Here is an 18,573-nt window from a genome sequence, read left to right on the forward strand (position 1 = left end):
GCACAGTCTAATTATTTATTAACCTCTCGACTGCGCTCGAGGAGACAAGTTGTATGTTACGCTAAAACAGATTCTTTTACATCTTCAGTTTTAATCACCTTCATCGCTGTCATAGCGGCACGTAATCGTTGTCCAACAGCTTCAATTGGATGATTTCTAATCGCATCATTCACGGCTATTAATTCTACATTATCAACTCCTGTTGTTTTTGAAAATGATTTTCCAATAATAGAAGTGTCTACCGTTTTCATGAAATCTGTAAGTAAAGGTTTGCAAGCATGGTCAAATAAATAGCAACCATATTCTGCAGTATCGGAAATTACACGGTTCATTTCAAACAATTTCTTTCTCGCAATGGTATTTGCAATTAATGGTAGCTCGTGTAACGATTCGTAATAAGCCGAATCTTCAATGATTCCTGCGCTTACCATGGTTTCAAAGGCTAATTCAACACCAGATTTTACAAAGGCAACTAATAGCACTCCGTGATCAAAATATTCTTGTTCAGTGATATGATCAGACGTTAAAGGTGTTTTTTCAAACGCAGTTTCTCCTGTTTCAGCTCTCCACTTTAAAAGATTCACATCATCATTGGCCCAATCTTCCATCATGGTTTTTGAGAAATGACCAGAAATAATATCATCCATATGCTTTTCAAATAATGGACGCATAATGTCTTTTAATTCTTCGGATAATTCGTAAGCTTTAATTTTTGCAGGATTAGATAAACGATCCATCATGTTGGTAATTCCACCATGCTTTAGAGCTTCGGTAATGGTTTCCCACCCAAACTGAATTAATTTAGCAGCATATCCAGGTTCAATACCTTCTTCAACCATTTTATCGAATGAAAGAATTGCTCCGGTTTGTAATAAACCACAAAGAATGGTTTGTTCTCCCATTAAATCACTTTTTACTTCGGCAATAAAGGATGATTCTAAAACACCTGCACGATGTCCGCCTGTTGCTGCAGCATACGCTTTGGCTTGTGCCCAGCCTTTTCCTTCGGGATCATTCTCAGGGTGTACTGCAATTAGTGTTGGTACTCCAAATCCTCTTTTGTATTCTTCTCTTACTTCGGTTCCAGGACATTTTGGTGCGACCATAATAACTGTTAAATCTTCTCGGATTTTTGTGCCTTCTTCAACAATGTTAAAACCATGAGAGTAACTTAATGTAGCTCCTTTTTTCATTAATGGCATTACAGCTTTTACAACATTAGTGTGTTGCTTATCTGGTGTTAAGTTTAATACTAAATCTGCAGTTGGAATTAATTCTTCATAAGTACCAACTGTAAATCCGTTAGAAGTCGCATTTTTAAAAGAATCGCGTTTTTCATCAATAGCTTGTTGACGTAAAGTATAAGAGATATCTAATCCGGAATCTCTCATGTTTAGTCCTTGATTTAGGCCTTGGGCACCACAACCAACGATTACGATTTTCTTTCCTTTTAATACGTTTACTCCATCTTCAAATTCTGAAGCGTCCATAAAACGACATTTTCCTAATTGGTCTAATTGTTCTCTTAATGGTAATGTGTTAAAGTAATTTGACATTGTTTCTAGTTGTTTTTGTTTGAAAAAAGGATTGAGAAAAAGAGAATGGACACTTTGCTTGTCGATAATTTTCTTTTTTCTCTATTCTGTTTTTCTATTCTCATTTTTTAATGTTGCAATGCTTTAAGCATTGATGATATTTTCATTTCGTCTTTAGTTACGGCAATACGGCCAGAACGTGTAAATTGCATAATACCAAAGACGGTTAGTTCTCTATGTAATAAATCTATTTCTTCTTTTCTTCCTGATTTTTCTATCACGAAGAAATCGCGGTTTACGGTAACAATTCTAGCGTTACTTTCTTTAATTATATTTTGAATTTGACGTTCATCAAACAATAAGTTAGATCTCATTTTAAAAATACAAGACTCTTGATAGATGATTTCTTCTTCGGTATGATAAAATGCTTTTATCACTTCGACTTGTTTTTCAATTTGACCTTGAATCTTTTTCATTTGAGATTCCGTGATGTTGACGACAATTGTGAATCTTGAAACACCGTCGATTTCTGAAGGAGACGTGTTTAAACTTTCAATATTAATATGCCTTCTTTGGAATATTGCAGAAATTCTATTCAGTAATCCAATATTGTTTTCGGTATAAATAGAAATGGTGAATTGTTTGTTTTCTGTACTCATTATTTTTAAGCTTTTCTGTTAGCTTTCATTCTTATATTTATTCGTGACTTTCACTGGTTTTTTCAAAGTATGAGATAAAATTGTCTCGAGAAGTTACTTAAATTGTTCTCGATACATATTTCAAATTCCTTGCACTTCTTTTGAAATTCACCTGAATTGATGTTACTCTAATCTTATATCTGAAACACTCGCTCCAGTTGGTATCATGGGGAAAACATTGTCTTCCTTTTCAACTCTAACTTCTAAAAAATACGGTCCTTCACAATCAATCATATCTTTTATAGCAGTTTTTAAATCCTTTCTTTCGGTTACTTTTTTAGCTTCAATAGAATAGCCTTTTGCAATGGCTATAAAATCTGGATTTGTCATTTCTGTAGAGGCATAGCGTTTATCAAAAAATAATTGTTGCCATTGGCGTACCATGCCTAGGAATTCATTGTTTAAGACGACTATTTTTACAGGTACTTTTTGCTGGAAAATTGTTCCTAATTCTTGAATGGTCATTTGATAACCACCATCACCAGCAATCATTACGACTTCTCTGTCTGGTGCAGCCATTTTTGCTCCAATGGCTGCAGGTAACGCAAAGCCCATAGTGCCTAAGCCACCAGATGTAATATTACTTTTGGTTTTATTGAATTCTGCATAACGACAGGCAATCATTTGGTGCTGTCCCACATCGCTTACTATTGCTGCGTCTCCCTTGGTTTGTATATTGATTTCTTTTAATACTTCAGCCATGGTTAAACCCTCTTTTGTTGGGTGTAAATCGTGTTTTATGACTTTCTCGAACTCAATTTCATATAAGTTTTTAAACTCTTGATGCCAATCGTTATGCGAATTTTTATTCACCAACGGTAATAAGCGTTTTAGACTTGTTTTAGCATTACCTAAAACAGCGATATCTGTTTTTACATTTTTATCAATTTCAGCAGGATCAATTTCAAAATGAATAATCTTAGCTTGCTTCGCATACGTATCTAAATTTCCTGTTACACGATCGTCAAAACGCATTCCAATGGCAATTAATACATCGCATTCGTTAGTTAAAACATTTGGTGCGTAGTTACCGTGCATACCTACCATACCAACATTAAGAGGGTGAGCGGTTGGAATGGCTGAGGCTCCTAAAATGGTCCAAGCTGAAGGAATTCCGGCTTTTTCAATTACGGCTTTAAATTCTTCTTCAGCTTTTCCTAAAATGACTCCTTGCCCCCAAACAACTAATGGTTTTTTTGCTGCGTTAATAAGTTCTGCAGCGGCTTTTAATGCGTTTTCATCGGTGTCAGGAACTGGTTTGTAACTTCTGATACCTTTACATTTCTGGTAGGTAAAATCGAATTCTTCAAATTGAGCATCTTTTGTAATATCTATTAACACAGGTCCTGGTCGTCCGCTTCTGGCGATAAAAAAAGCTTTGGCAAAAGCCTCTGGGATTTGGGAGGCCTTAGTTACTTGGCAATTCCATTTGGTTACAGGAGTCGATATTCCTACAATATCAGTCTCCTGAAAGGCATCACTGCCTAATAAGTGCGAACCTACCTGACCAGTGATACATACCATTGGTGTAGAATCGATTTGTGCATCCGCGATGCCAGTAATTAAATTGGTTGCTCCTGGACCAGATGTAGCCATACAAACACCAACTTTACCAGAAATTCTGGCATAACCTTGAGCAGAATGTGTTGCACCTTGCTCATGTCGTGTTAAGACGTGATGAATCTGATCTTGATATTTATATAATTCATCGTAAACTGGCATAATGGCTCCGCCAGGATAACCGTACAATGTTTCTACACCTTCGGCTAATAAGCATTTAATAACCGCCTCACTTCCTGAAATACGTTCAGTGGTTGCTGTCGATTCTGCTTTGTTTTGTATGGTTTGAGTTTCTTTCATGTTTTTACTTCCCGTAGAATTGGGAATCTCATTTTAAAATCTTTATAATAGATTAAACTATAAAGATGGGTTATTCACTTGTTTTGCTATTTGTAGTACGGTTATATTTGTTAAAACTCATCGGTTACACAACCCTTAGATGCTGATGAGACAGTTTTTGCATATTTATACAGCACTCCACGTTCAAATTTTAATTCTGGTGCTTTCCATTTTTGACGTCTTTTCTGTAATTCTACTTCAGGGACTTCTAAAGAAATAGAATTAGTTTCGGCATCGATAGTAATAATATCGCCATCTTTAACGACAGCAATGGTGCCGCCTTCTTGTGCTTCAGGAGTAATATGACCGACTACAAAACCATGAGTACCTCCAGAGAATCGACCGTCCGTAATTAAAGCTACATCTTTACCTAAACCAGCTCCCATAATAGCGGCTGTTGGTTTTAACATTTCAGGCATTCCAGGTCCGCCTTTAGGACCTTCATATCTAATGACGACGACATCTCCTTTTTCAACTTTACCATCTCTAATACCGTCGTTGGCCGCATATTCACCTTCAAAAACTTTAGCTTTTCCTCTAAAGCATAAGCCTTCTTTACCGGTGATTTTAGCGACACTACCTTCAGTTGCTAAATTTCCGTAGAGCATTCTTAGATGTCCGGACACCTTAATTGGTTTTTCTATTGGCTTTATCACATCTTGGTTATCCTTAAGATCTGGAACATCCAATAAATTTTCGGCTATGGTTTTTCCAGTAACCGTTAAACAATCTCCATGGATAAGGCCTTTTTTGAGAAGGTATTTTAATACAGCAGGAATACCTCCTACAGCATGTACATCTTCCATTAAATATTTTCCACTTGGTTTTAAATCTGCTAAAAATGGAGTATTATCACTAATATCTTGAAAATCCTTAAGTGTAAAATCTACTTGTGCGGCTCTTGCAATAGCTAAAAAGTGTAGTACTGCGTTTGTAGAACCTCCTAAAATTGTGACCAGTCGTATCGCATTTTCAAGAGATTTTCTTGTGATGATATCTGATGGTTTTATATCCTTTTCTAATAAAACTCTTAGGGCTTCACCAGCTCTAACGGATTCATTTTTCTTAGCATCACTTAATGCTGGGTTTGATGAATTGTAAGGTAATGTCATGCCTAAGGCTTCAATTGCCGACGCCATTGTGTTTGCTGTATACATGCCACCACAAGCGCCAGCTCCAGGGCAGGCTTTTTCAACAATATTTTGATATTCTGTTTCGTCCATGGTGCCTGCTACTTTACTTCCCCAGGCTTCAAAGGCAGAAACGACATCTAATTTTTTTCCTTCGTGGCATCCAGAATCTATTGTGCCTCCATACACTAGGATACTTGGTCTATTCAATCGTATCATAGCCATTAGAGCTCCTGGCATATTCTTATCACAGCCAACGACAGTTACTAAACCATCGTAACTCATGGCTTGTACAACGGTTTCCATGGAATCTGCAATAATATCGCGAGAGGGAAGTGAGTAGCGCATGCCTGGTGTTCCCATAGAAATGCCATCACTCACACCAATGGTGTTAAAAATTAGCCCAACAATGTCCTCGTTTTTTGTCCCTTCTTTAACCAATTTAGCTAAGTCGTTAAGGTGCATATTACATGGGTTACCTTCGTAACCCGTACTTGCAATACCAACGATAGGTTTAAAAAAATCTTCTTTTGTTAACCCAATAGCATGGAGCATCGCTTGAGCTGCTGGTTGTGTTGGGTCTTGCGTAACTGTTTTACTGTATTTATTTAATTCGCTCATAATATATTGGTGTGCAACATCGGTTTGCAGAAACTAAATTACTGGATATGCGATGTTTTAGTGTTCTCGTTCTTTTAGAACATCTAAAGTCAATACTTGTGAGTATTGGTTAATGTATTGTGTGTTAATTACTTAGGTTTGAATAATTATGATGTTCAAGTGTCTTAATTTTTTATATAATTAATGTTCTAAACTTTTTAATCTGAATTTCTATAGATCCCAGCTTTCTTTAGGTATGAATTTTTTATAATAAGTAGAGTCACTTTGAATGAAATTCTTAATTTTAAAGCATTTTCCTAAAAATTTGTATATTCTTTACTGCATGAAAAAATCCTTAATTTTTTTACTTTTTCTATTTGTTTTTTCTTCAAATTGTTACAGTCAATTTGCACCTAGTATTCATAACTATACTTTGGCAGAATACAAAGCAGGTAACCAAAATTGGGACGTCTCTAGAGCAGATAATGGTAAAGTTTATGTTGCTAATAACAGTGGTTTATTAGAGTATGACGCATTGGTTTGGAAGTTTTATCAGCTACCGAATAAAACGATAGTGAGGTCCGTATTAGCTGTAGACGACGTGGTTTATACTGGGTCTTATGAGGAGTTTGGATATTGGAAACGTGATGGGTTTGGAGTTTTACAATACCATTCTTTAAGCGAAAAGATTCCTAACTTAATTTCACCCAATGAGGAAATATGGGAAATTGTAAGTTTTAACGGTAAAATTATTTTTAGATCATTTTTGAATATCTATATCTATGATTTTGAGGATGTTATTCAGTTAAGACCGAGCTCTGTTATAATTTCTTGCAGTGTTGTTGACGATGATTTATTTGTAAGCACTTTAAATCAAGGTGTATTTTTATTAAAAGAAAAAAGCTTGGAACCTTATTATTTTAGTGAGCGTCTCTTAGATACTAAAATTGTTTCTATTACTAAATACAACGGTAAACTTTTACTAATGACCTCATTAAAGGGGAGCTATTTGCTAGATAAAGGGACTTTAATGCCAACTGATTTTGAAATCAATGAGCAAATACAGCGTCATCAATTAAACGAGTTTTCTGTTTTAGAAAATGGTGATATGGTTTTTGGGACTATTAAAGATGGTGTGTTTTTAACGGATAGTGATGGCAATTCAAAGTTTCATATCAGTAAAGAAAATGGATTATTTAATAATACAGTTCTAAGTCAGTCTATAGATAAGACTGGTAATTTGTGGTTAGGATTAGATAATGGTATTGCCAATATAGAACTGAATAGCAGTAATTACTTCTTTAATGATGTTTCCGGTAAATTGGGTTCCGTTTATGATGTTGTTAACTATAATGGTGTCATTTATATTGGGACCAATACAGGTTTATTTTGGTTAGATGATAATGAAAAACTGCAATTTATAGAAGGGTCTCAAGGTCAAGTTTGGGATTTGGAAATTATTGAAAATCAGTTGTTTTGTGGTCATAATGAAGGGACCTTTATTGTTGATAAAGATAGATTTACCAATATTTCAACCTTTACAGGTGGTTATACTATAAAAAAGGTGCCTGAAAGAGAGCATACGTATATTCAGGGTACTTATTCGGGTTTAGTAAAATTTGAAAAAATAGCTGATGAGTGGCAAGTGAAACATCTAGGTAAAACCACTGTTCCTTCTCGCTTTTTGGTATTTGAAAGCCCTAGGACAGCTTGGGTAGCTCATGCTACTAAAGGAGTTTATAAAGTCGTTTTCGATAATAATTACGATACCATAACAAGTGTTAAAAACTATCATAATAAAGGTATTGGGTCTGATTTTAATATTCGTGTTTATAATATTAAGAACGATATCAGTTTTAAATCTAACGAAGGTTGGCATAAATATGAACCAATTTTAGATTCTATTGTGCCTTATAAGTTACTCAACGATCTATTGGGTAAAAATAGTTACATTATATCTGAAGATGATACAGCAATGTTTGCCCTAAAAAACAAAGCTGGATTTATTGAGTTTAAATCTTTTGATACTACTCGTAATGATTTTTATCTCAATGATATATTTCTAAAAAATAGATATATAGTTGGTTACGAAAATATTTCGAAAATTAATGATTCTATCTATGCTTTAAATCTCGATAATGGGTTTATGATGATTAATAATGCGTCAATCTCAAAAACGAAATTATACCAGCCTTCTATAGAGCATGTTTCAGTGAGTGGTGATTCTATTAGTGTTAAGCCTCTTAAGGATGATACGGTCGGATTTAAATATAAGGAAAGTGTGACGGTAGAGTTGTCTTCACCTCAATCTTTAAATCATTTCTTTGAATATACAATAACAGAAGGTGGATATAAAGATGAACATGCTATATGGTATGAAATGGAGGGTAACAAAGTAGAGTTCACAAATCTATTAGATGGAGATTATACGATGTCTTTTAGAACAAGTGATAATGCTGGGAATGTTTCTACAATGCAATCGCTGAGTGTAGATGTCTACCCACCATGGTATAGAGATACCTTTGGATATGTACTATATTTTCTCATAGCTGTCCTTATTATTGTTGTGTTTTATACACTTCACAATAAGAAAATTGCTAAGGAGCAACGTATCATTAAAATAAAATATCAACGAGAACAGCAAAAGTTATTGCGTGAAAAAACGCTAGAAAATGAAAAACGAATTGTTCAACTTAAAAATGAATCTTTACAAAATGAGATTAAACTAAAGAGTAAGCAGCTAGCTAATAATGCCATGGCTTTGGTAAAAAAGAATGAAACGCTTCAAGATATAAAGAAAGATTTAATGATGAATAAAGATGGCTTTAATAATTATTACTCTTATAAAAAGTTGGTTAAAAAGTTAGATAATTCCATTGTGTTAAAAGATGAATGGGAGGTTTTTGAGAATAATTTTAGCCAGGTTCACGATGAGTTTTTCGAAGCTTTAAAACAAAAACATAGTAAGCTTACTCCAAAAGATTTAAAGATTTGTGCTTACATCAAAATGAATTTATCTTCAAAAGAGATTGCACCACTTATGAATATTTCAGTAAGAGGCGTTGAAACGCACCGATACCGTCTAAAAAAGAAATTAAATTTAGAAAATGATATTTCTTTGGTTGATTATTTGTTAAATATTAAAAATTAAGAGTGTATTCTTATTCTATTCCTACTTTTGACTACGTCATTACTACGTCACTTTGTTAATTCTCTTTCTACTACAACGTTTTTTTTATAGCTTTAGAGTACGTCAAATCGGGTTTTATTAACACTTATTAACCTTTTATGGTACTTATGGTGTATTTAAAATGTAAATAGATGTTAATGGAGTTTGATATTTGATTTTAATTTAGTCTTCTAAATAAACTAACTCTATTTATTAAATATTAATCAATCTATATGAAAACAAAAATTAGTCTATTGTTGATGTTGTTTGTTTCGATCTGTTCTTTTGCTCAGCAGATTGAAATCAATGGAATTGTAACAAGCGAAAGTGACGGAATGCCCTTACCAGGAGCAAGTGTCATAGTAAAAGGAACGAGCAGAGGAACCACAACAGATTTTGATGGTAAGTTTATGATTTCGGCAGAAGTTGGAGAAGAAATTGAATTCAGCTATGTCGGTTTTGTCCCTCAGGTAATAATTGTATCTGGCAAGACAGAAATAAGCGTTACGCTTAAAGATGACATCGCTTCACTAAGTGAAGTGGTAGTTGTGGGTTATGGTACACAAAAAAAAGCAGATTTAACAGGTGCTATCTCTACAGTAAAGTCTGAAGATATTGCTAAAACACCAAGTGCAAACGTTATGCAATCTATACAGGGTAAGGTCGCAGGTGTACAGGTTGTAAGCAGTGGTTCTCCAGGTGGCTCACCTACTGTAAGAATTAGAGGTGTCAATTCTTATAAAGGAGGAGCAACTCCTTTATATGTTGTTGATGGTATGTTTTATGATACCATTGAATTCTTAGATAGTAATCAAATTGAAACCATTTCTGTTTTAAAGGATGCGTCTTCAATTTCTATTTTTGGTCAAGCAGGTGTTAATGGTGTTATTATCATTGAAACAAAAAATGGTAGAACAGAACAAAAGCCAGTATTCACTTATAATGGCTATTCTGGTTATCAAAATGCACAAAATGTTGTAAAAATGGCAAATGCAGAGCAATTTGTTACCATGGCTTATGAGTCTAATTCTCAGCCAGATATTGATTTTGTTAATAACGCGATGCAACGTTTTGGACGTAGTAGAGTTAATCCTAATGTACCTGATGTTAATACGGATTGGTATAAAGAGATTTTACGTGTAGCACCAATTACAAGTCATGGTATAGGAGTTACAGGTGGTACAGAAAGAACCACTTATAGTGTTAATGCAAACTATTTTTCGCAAGAAGGTATTTTAGATATGAAAAATGAGTATGAGCGTTTTAATATTCAATCTAACATAGCAATTGATCTATCGGATAGATTAAAAATAGGAACGAATGCTATTTTTAGTAATGCCACCCAGTACAATCCAGAGAATGGTGCATGGTTTCAAGCATATTTTGCTGTACCAATCTTACCTGTTTATGATTATTCAAATACACAGGCAACGTCTACTCCCTTTTCAGATGCTACATTATTGGGGTATAGAGGATCTCAGAATCCATTTCCAACGATGACTTATAATAATAATCAGCTTAAAATCAGAAAGGTATTAACAAGTATGTTTTTAGAGTATGATGTCGTTCCCGATAAATTAAAGTTTAAAACATCTTACAGTCATGATTATTCTACAATTTCAGAGCGTAACGTAAGATCTCCATATTACATCTCAGGGCAATCGCAAAGAGAGGTGTCTAATATTAGACGTGCAGAGTTAAAATACTCAAAACAAATTTGGGATAACACATTAACCTATTCTGACTCTTTTGGTGACCATAATCTAACTGTAATGGCAGGTTCTTCTTATAGAGATTATCAAGATAATGCTTTTAGTGCTACAGGTAATGATATTCAGGGTATTGGGTTGGAAAGCTCATGGTATTTAAATTTTGCGGACCCAACGTCTTTTAGTGATCAGGTAAATGAAATTGGTGATCGTCAATATTCAATAGCGTATTTTGGTAGATTAGAATATAGTTTTAAAAATAAGTATTTAGTAAATGCTACTATAAGACATGAAGGTGATGGTAGATTCCCTCGAGAACTTTGGGTAACCACACCAGCTGTAGGTTTAGGTTGGGTCATTTCTGAAGAAGACTTTATGTCAAGCAACGATGTACTTAGTTTCTTAAAAATACGTGCAGGTTGGGGACAATTAGCAAATGGATTTCTTGGTGGAAGTGCAGGTACAAGAACGGTATCTCAAGTTACTACAGATATTGGAGATGTGCCTACCAATGGGATCTTAACAACTAATACGTTTCGTAATTTAAAGCGAGAGATTTTAGAAGAAACAAATTTTGGTATCAGTTCTCGTTTATTTAACGATAAATTAAGCCTAGAAGTAGATTACTATATACGCGATACAAAAGATTTAGTATTACCTAAAGATACGCCTATTACTGCTGAAGTGGTTGACGCCAATATTGGTGAAATGAGAAATCAAGGTTTAGAAATTGCAGCAAACTGGAACCAACGCATCAATGATAATTGGAGTTTCTCTGTTGGGGGAAATATAGCGACACTTAAAAACGAAGTGACAAGAATCGATAGTGAACAAGGTTATTTTGATACTGGTAGCGCAGAATTTCGTCAAAGACTTATTGTAGGCGAACCTGTAAATGCGTTCTATGGCTGGGAAATAGAAGGTGTTTATCAGAACCCAGACCAAGTGGCAGCAGATCCTACAGCGCAATATGAAGCTAATGAAAATAATAATACCCTAATTCCTGGAGATTTTATATATAAGGATCAAAATAATGATGGTAAAATTGATGACCAAGATAGAGTGGTTTTAGGATCGTATTTACCAACATTTACTTATGGCGGAAATATCAATGTATCATATAAGAACTTTGATTTATCTGTTGCAGTTTCTGGGCAAACCGGAAATAAGATTTTAAACCGTAAAAGAGGCGAGGTTATTTTTACAAATGATACTAATATCGATGCGGATTTTGCGATAAATAGATGGCATGGTGAAGGGACTACAAATTCATATCCATCATCGGAAGGAAGACGTAAAGCATGGAATCAAAAAATGAGTAGCTTTTTTGTAGAAGATGGCTCATACTTTAGAGTTCAAAACATTCAATTGGCATATACCATACCAGCGAAAGCACTTGGTGAAAATATGCCTGAAGTTAGATTTACATGTACAGCAGAGCGTCCAATAACGGTATTTAGCTACAATGGATTTGATCCTGAAGTTAGTGATGGAGTCGACCGTCAGACATATCCAGTGCCTGCGGTATATACCTTTGGTGTAAATATTAAAATTTAAAAAAAAATGCTAATTATGAAAAATATAAATCAAGTAATAAAACAGCTAGCTTTAATGTTAGCCCTCTGTATGGTTGTGTTTTCCTGTACAGATAAATTAGAAGAGAATGATGGTCAGTTAGCAGCAGACGATCTCGATTTTACAAACTCTGAAGATATGGTATTACCACTAATTGGTGGGTATTCTGCAGTATATTCTAGAGGATGGGAAGACCCTTTACTTATCGGAGTAAGAGGAGATGATGTTAATGCAGGTGGTTTGGGAGATCAGCCACAGTTCGCCGATACAGATCTTTTTATTTACGACAATGGGTTTTGGATGTATAACCAAATTTGGGAAAATTTCTACGGAGATATTGTGAGGATTATAAGTTCTCGCGAAACTATTCAATCGTATAAAGATTTTGCAGTAGAAGAGGAAGATTTAGCTAGAGCCGATCAGTACATGGCAGAGTGTAAAGTATTGAGTGGTTTTACACACTTTCAGATGTCTAGATTATGGGGAGATATATTTATAATTGAATCTTCAAATATTTCTGCTGAGTTAGAAAACGGTGTAAAAACGAAGGCAGAAGTCATGCAGTATATCTCAGATCTAATGGATGAAGCTATTCCATTCTTGCCAGATGCTAGACCAAATGAAAGACAAGATGTTTCTGGAGGTGTTACAAAATACACGGCTTTAGCGATAAAGGCTTTAGCTAATTTAGAATTAGAGAATTATCAAGAAGTTGCAAATGTTACTGGCGAAATAATTAATTCAGGGAAGTTTAATCTTTATCCAGATTACTATCAATTATTTAAAAAGCCTGGCGAACGTAGCAATGAAAACTTATTTGAGTTACAGTTTTCAGATTATGGTACAGAATCTGGTGCGGCTAATAATCACTTATATGCGCCATTTGGACCATCTAGCTGGACGCCAGCTGTGGAAGGTGCATCTGCAGGTTGGGGCTTTTACGAGCCTAGCTTAAAGTTTATTAAGTTTATGTTAGATAGAGGTGAAACCACGCGTTTATCCACAAGTGTAAACTTCACGCCTAGAGGTATTGATGAAATTACTTCAGATCCTGAATATGCAACCTTACCTAGTTTCGTGACCAATGTCTCTGAAGATGGTGATGTTTTTAATGATTATTCTAGAGCAATATTTAGTAGTGGTAAACATTATTTGCCATCTACGCAATTAACACCAGGAAGAACAGATTATGGTTCTGGTAAAAACTTTATTGTTATTAGATATGCCGAAATTTTATTAATGTATGCCGAAGCTTTAACACAAGGGGCAAATGGTACAGCTGGTACAGCGGATCAGGCAGTGAATGAAGTACGAGCAAGAGTAGGAATGTCTGCGCTTTCAAATGTAACTCTAGATGATGTTATGGATGAGAAATTTGCAGAGCTTGCTATGGAATGGGGAGTTCGTTATTTCGATATGATAAGACTGAACAAATATGACGAGTTAAGCTACGAAGGACGCACATTTACTGCTGAAGACGAGTATTTACCGTACCCACAAGCACAATTGGATTTATTACCTCTTGAATAACCACTAAAAACATTAGAAAATGAAAAATATTAATAAATATATAATAGCAATTACAGCAATGCTGATGTTGGCATCTTGTTATGATGGTATAGATCCAATTACAGAAGTAGATCCAGGGCCAGATTTAGAAGATCCTACAGCAGAACTTATAAGTCCAAATGGAAATGTATTAATTCCATTTACGGATACAGAAGTCGATTTAGATATTGAGGTTTTAGTAGAAGACGATATAGAAATTGATAATGTAACTGTCATTTTAGACGGTAATACAATAAGAACTTTTGAAAGTTTTTTAGATTACCGAATATTTATGGAAACATTTCAATATGAAAACTTACAATTAGGAAGTCACAATCTTATTGTAAACGTAACGGATACAAGTGGAAAAACAGCATCAGATGACTTAACATTTACTCTAGATAATACTTACTTACCGAGTGTGGAGGGGGAAACGTTTTATATTCCATTTTTTGAAGGATTATATACTGAATTGATTAGTGAATCAGAACCTATAGTTGTTGGAACACCAGATATCGTTTCGGGTGGTTATTCTGGAAATACTTATAAAGGGGCTACAGATTCATATTTAACATTCCCAATTGATGGTTTATTTGGTGAAGATAGCTTTAGTGCAACATTTTGGTATAAGGTGAATAGTACACCTGATAGAGCTGGAATATTAGTAGTAGGAAATGATACTCCTGAAAATAGAAATCAAGGGTTTAGATTATTTAGAGAAGGCAGTGAAACGCAACAAACTATAAAAGCAAATATAGGTATTGGATCTGCCGACAGCTGGAATGACGGAGGAGTCATCGATGTCACAGCAGGAAAGTGGGTTCATATTGCATTAACAGTGTCTGCTACTGAAAGTAAAATTTATTTTAATGGAGTTGAACAATTGTCTGCGACCTTATCTTCTAGTATAGACTGGACAGATTGTTCAAAAATAACTATTGGTTCAGGTGGTGAAACATTTAATTATTGGGGTCATTTATCTGATTTAAGTGAAATCGATGAGCTAAGATTATATAACAAAGCACTCTCACAAGCAGAAATAGAAGCTATGCAGTAAAACTGATAATTCAATTGAGTTAGTCTAATAATTTTTTAATTATCACTTATTGATTTTAGCGGCATTTTTAATTCCTAAAATGCCGCTAAATTTTACTTTAATTTTTGAATGATGAATTTGTTTAAATCGTTATTTTTTGGTTGCTTGTTAAGCCTTGTTTTTGGATGTAAAACCAATGATAAAAAAGATGTAAATGCTAAACTCACAGCTGTTGATTCTATTCCAGAATCAATTAATTCAAGCTTACTAGACACTGTTCAAAAGCAAACCATCAACTATTTTTGGGAAGGTGCAGAGCCAAATTCTGGTCTAGCTAGAGAGCGTTTGCATATGGATGATGTATATCCTACATCTCCAAAATATACCGTTACTACTGGTGGAAGTGGCTTTGGAGTCATGGCAATTTTAGTGGGTATAGAAAGAGGCTTTATTTCAAAGAAGGATGCCTTAGATAGATACCTAAGAATTGTAGATTTCCTTGAACATGCAGATCGTTTTCATGGAGCATGGCCACATTGGTTAAATGGAGAAACAGGAAAAGTCATACCCTTCGGAAAGAAAGATAATGGTGGCGATTTAGTAGAAACAGCGTTTTTAATTCAAGGCCTACTAACCGTTGCAGAGTATTTTGATGGTCATACTGAAAAAGAAAAGCAATTAGTTTCTAAAATAGATAAACTTTGGAGAGATGTAGAATGGGATTGGTATACAAAAGGTGAAGACGTTTTATACTGGCATTGGTCACCTAGCTATGGGTGGGAAATGAATTTTCCTGTTGGTGGTTATAACGAGTGTCTTATCATGTATGTCTTGGCTGCAGCGTCACCAACGTATCCTATAACTAAGTCCGTTTACGAAAAAGGTTGGGCAAAAGATGGTGCGATTGTTTCAGATAAAAACTTTTATGATCTACCAGTTGTACTCAATTACTATGAGCACAATGATTATTTAACAGGACCGCTATTTTGGGCACATTATTCTTATTTAGGTTTGAATCCAAAAGGTTTGAAAGATCAATATGCAGATTATTGGAAGCTGACGCAAAATCAGGCCAAAATTCATTACAAGTACGCTGTAGCTAACCCAAAGAATTTTAAGGGTTATGGAGATAGTCTTTGGGGATTTACCTCGAGTTACTCGGTTAAAGGCTATTACGGTCATAGTCCCGAAAACGACATTGGTGTTGTCTCTCCAACGGCAGCATTATCATCATTTCCATACACGCCAAAAGAGAGTATGAAAGTTTTAGAAAATATTTATAAAAATCACGATAGTTTAGTTGGTAAATATGGTCCTTACGATGCGGTTAGTTTTGAACATAATTGGTACATGCCACGATATTTAGCTATCGATCAAGGCCCAATACCTGTAATGATAGAAAATTATAGAACGGGATTATTGTGGGATTTATTTATGAAAAATAAAGATGTTCAATCAGGTTTAGAACAACTTGGTTTCAAATATAATTAGAATAAAGTATATGAAATTTTTAAGCTTAATGTTTACGTTGTTATTGTGTTTTAGTTGTGGTTCTGATGATGGACCAGGCTATCAAGAACCCTATAATCCAAATGACGACGATCCGGTAATACCATTAACGGATACGGAGTTAATGGATTTAACTCAAGAAACAACCTTTAAATATTTCTGGGATTATGCCGATGCCAATTCCGGAGCAGCGAGAGAACGATATCACACTGATAACCCTTCAGATAGTGAGAATGTAGTGACTACTGGCGGAAGTGGATTTGGTCTTATGGCAATATTAGTTGGTATCGAACGTGGCTATGTTACAAGAGAAGAGGGATTTAACAGATTGAGTCAAATTGTAGATTTCTTTGAGAATGCAGATCGCTTTCACGGAGTTTGGCCACATTGGTTAAACGGCACTAACGGTAGTGTTATTCCATTTAGTGACCAAGATAATGGAGGTGATTTAGTTGAAACCGCATTTTTAGCTCAAGGTTTAATTTGTGTGAAAGAATATTTTAAAACTGGTTCTGAGGATGAAGCGGCATTAGCAACCCAGGCAGATGAATTATGGAAAGGCATTGAGTGGAACTGGTATACGCAGAATCAAAATGCCTTGTATTGGCATTGGAGTCCTAATAATGGTTTTTCAATAAACTTAGAACTTAAAGGGTATAATGAAACGTTAATAGCGTTTATCTTGGGTGCAGCTTCGCCGGAATTCCCTATTCCGGCAGAAGTGTACCATCAAGGTTGGGCTAATAATGGTAATATCGTTTCAACTGAAAGTCAATATGGTATTCCGTTAATATTAGATCATGCAGGTTCTGGTAGTGGTCCTTTATTTTGGGCACATTACTCTTTCTTAGGTTTAAACCCTACAAATCTTTCAGATCAATATGCAAACTATTGGAATTTAAACGTCAATCATACCAATATCAATTATGAATATTGTGTTGATAATCCCAATAATTATAGAGACTATGGAGAAGATTGTTGGGGCTTAACGGCGAGTTACAGTCGAAATTCTGATGGAACAACTGGATATTCAGCACACAGTCCAGATAATGATTTAGGTGTTATTTCACCCACAGCAGCAATTAGTTCTATTCCGTATACGCCAGAGAAGTCATTAGAGGCCATGCATTATTTCTATAGTAAAAAAGATATTTTATTAGGTCCTGCAGGTTTTTATGATGCCTTTAGTCCGCAGTATAATGATTGGGTAACAGAACGTTATTTAGCTATAGATCAAGGACCAGAAATTATTATGATTGAAAATTATAGATCTGGCTTATTGTGGAATCTATTTATGCAAAATGAAGACGTTCAGAATGGTTTAGATACTCTAGGGTTTACGTATTAAATATTGAAGCAAATGAAAAATCTATTATTAATTTTAGTTTTTAATGTAACAATCTTAAGTTCATGTGTCATTAACGCACAACAGCAATCAGAAGCTTCTAAAGAATTATTTTCTTATGAGCATCATATTGTAAATGGTGATACACTTAAATATAGAATGTTGCTGCCTAAGAATTTTGATGAATCTAAAAGTTATCCTGTTGTACTGATGCTTCATGGTGCTGGTGAACGCGGAAACGATAATAAAAAACAACTCGTTCATGGTAGCCGATTATTTTTAAATGATACCATAAGAGAACGGTTTCCAGCAATCGTTATTTTTCCACAATGTCCTAAAAATGATTATTGGTCTAAACTCGAAGCAGATCGCTCCACCAAACCAATTACGTTTAACTATAAATACAAGGATGCTCCAACCACAGCTATGGCTTTAGTTATGGATGTAATGGAAGATATGGTCGCTCAACCTTATGTTAAATCAGATCAGGTGTATGTTATGGGATTGTCTATGGGAGGCATGGGAACGTTTGAGATTATCTATCGTAAGCCCAAAATGTTTGCTGCGGCTATTCCAATATGTGGAGGTGGAGATCCAGAATCTGTTGTAGCTTATGCAAAAACTACCCCTTTGTGGATTTTACATGGAGCAAAAGATGATGTGGTAGATCCTAAATTATCTTTAAATATGGCCACTGCGATTATAAGTGCAGGTGGTTACCCAAAATTAACTTTATACGATTTTGCAAATCATAACAGCTGGGATCCAGCTTTTGCAGAACCAGAATTACTAACATGGCTTTTTTCAAAAATAAAATAAC

Annotated in this window: 11 protein-coding genes; 7 read left to right on the top strand and 4 right to left on the bottom strand. The window is 34.9% G+C overall.

Features of this window, described 5'->3' with window-relative positions; genetic code table 11:
- Positions 1-56: 56 nt before the first annotated feature.
- From ilvC to ilvD, 4 genes are all read right to left on the bottom strand, one after another.
- The gene (ilvC, locus tag C8N41_RS05505) at positions 57-1,556 is read right to left on the bottom strand and encodes a ketol-acid reductoisomerase (protein ID WP_115838493.1); all 1,500 of its coding nucleotides are present in this window, start codon (positions 1,554-1,556) and stop codon (positions 57-59) included.
- Positions 1,557-1,663: 107 nt separating this feature from the next.
- Positions 1,664-2,194 carry an acetolactate synthase small subunit gene (gene ilvN, locus C8N41_RS05510; RefSeq protein WP_092444962.1) on the bottom strand — a complete coding sequence of 177 codons (531 nt, stop codon included), beginning with the start codon at positions 2,192-2,194 and terminating at the stop codon, positions 1,664-1,666.
- Positions 2,195-2,356: 162 nt separating this feature from the next.
- Complete coding sequence (ilvB, locus tag C8N41_RS05515; protein WP_115838494.1) at positions 2,357-4,093, bottom strand: biosynthetic-type acetolactate synthase large subunit; 1,737 nt, start codon at positions 4,091-4,093, stop codon at positions 2,357-2,359.
- A gap of 110 nt (positions 4,094-4,203) precedes the next feature.
- Complete coding sequence (gene ilvD, locus C8N41_RS05520) at positions 4,204-5,883, bottom strand: dihydroxy-acid dehydratase (RefSeq protein ID WP_092444957.1); 1,680 nt, start codon at positions 5,881-5,883, stop codon at positions 4,204-4,206.
- 322 nt (positions 5,884-6,205) lie between these two features.
- Between ilvD and C8N41_RS05525 the strand changes: the two genes are divergently transcribed.
- From C8N41_RS05525 to C8N41_RS05555, 7 genes are all read left to right on the top strand, one after another.
- A complete protein-coding gene (locus C8N41_RS05525) occupies positions 6,206-9,013 on the top strand; it encodes a LuxR C-terminal-related transcriptional regulator (RefSeq protein ID WP_115838495.1) in 2,808 nt (935 codons plus the stop codon).
- Positions 9,014-9,264: 251 nt separating this feature from the next.
- Positions 9,265-12,297: a SusC/RagA family TonB-linked outer membrane protein gene (locus C8N41_RS05530; RefSeq protein WP_115838496.1), complete on the top strand. Its 3,033-nt coding sequence runs from the start codon at positions 9,265-9,267 to the stop codon at positions 12,295-12,297.
- A gap of 15 nt (positions 12,298-12,312) precedes the next feature.
- Entirely contained in the window at positions 12,313-13,845 is a 1,533-nt protein-coding gene (locus tag C8N41_RS05535; RefSeq protein ID WP_115838497.1) for a RagB/SusD family nutrient uptake outer membrane protein, read from the top strand.
- A 19-nt stretch (positions 13,846-13,864) separates the two neighbouring features.
- The gene (locus C8N41_RS05540) at positions 13,865-14,920 is read left to right on the top strand and encodes a LamG domain-containing protein (RefSeq protein ID WP_115838498.1); all 1,056 of its coding nucleotides are present in this window, start codon (positions 13,865-13,867) and stop codon (positions 14,918-14,920) included.
- Positions 14,921-15,031: 111 nt separating this feature from the next.
- Complete coding sequence (locus tag C8N41_RS05545) at positions 15,032-16,390, top strand: glucoamylase family protein (RefSeq protein WP_394364689.1); 1,359 nt, start codon at positions 15,032-15,034, stop codon at positions 16,388-16,390.
- 10 nt (positions 16,391-16,400) lie between these two features.
- Positions 16,401-17,756 carry a glucoamylase family protein gene (locus C8N41_RS05550; protein WP_092444949.1) on the top strand — a complete coding sequence of 452 codons (1,356 nt, stop codon included), beginning with the start codon at positions 16,401-16,403 and terminating at the stop codon, positions 17,754-17,756.
- A 12-nt stretch (positions 17,757-17,768) separates the two neighbouring features.
- A complete protein-coding gene (locus C8N41_RS05555) occupies positions 17,769-18,572 on the top strand; it encodes a carboxylesterase family protein (protein WP_115838500.1) in 804 nt (267 codons plus the stop codon).
- The last annotated feature ends 1 nt before the right edge of the window (position 18,573 follow it).

It is taken from the genome of Winogradskyella sediminis, from assembly GCF_003387355.1.
Classification (GTDB): domain Bacteria; phylum Bacteroidota; class Bacteroidia; order Flavobacteriales; family Flavobacteriaceae; genus Winogradskyella; species Winogradskyella sediminis.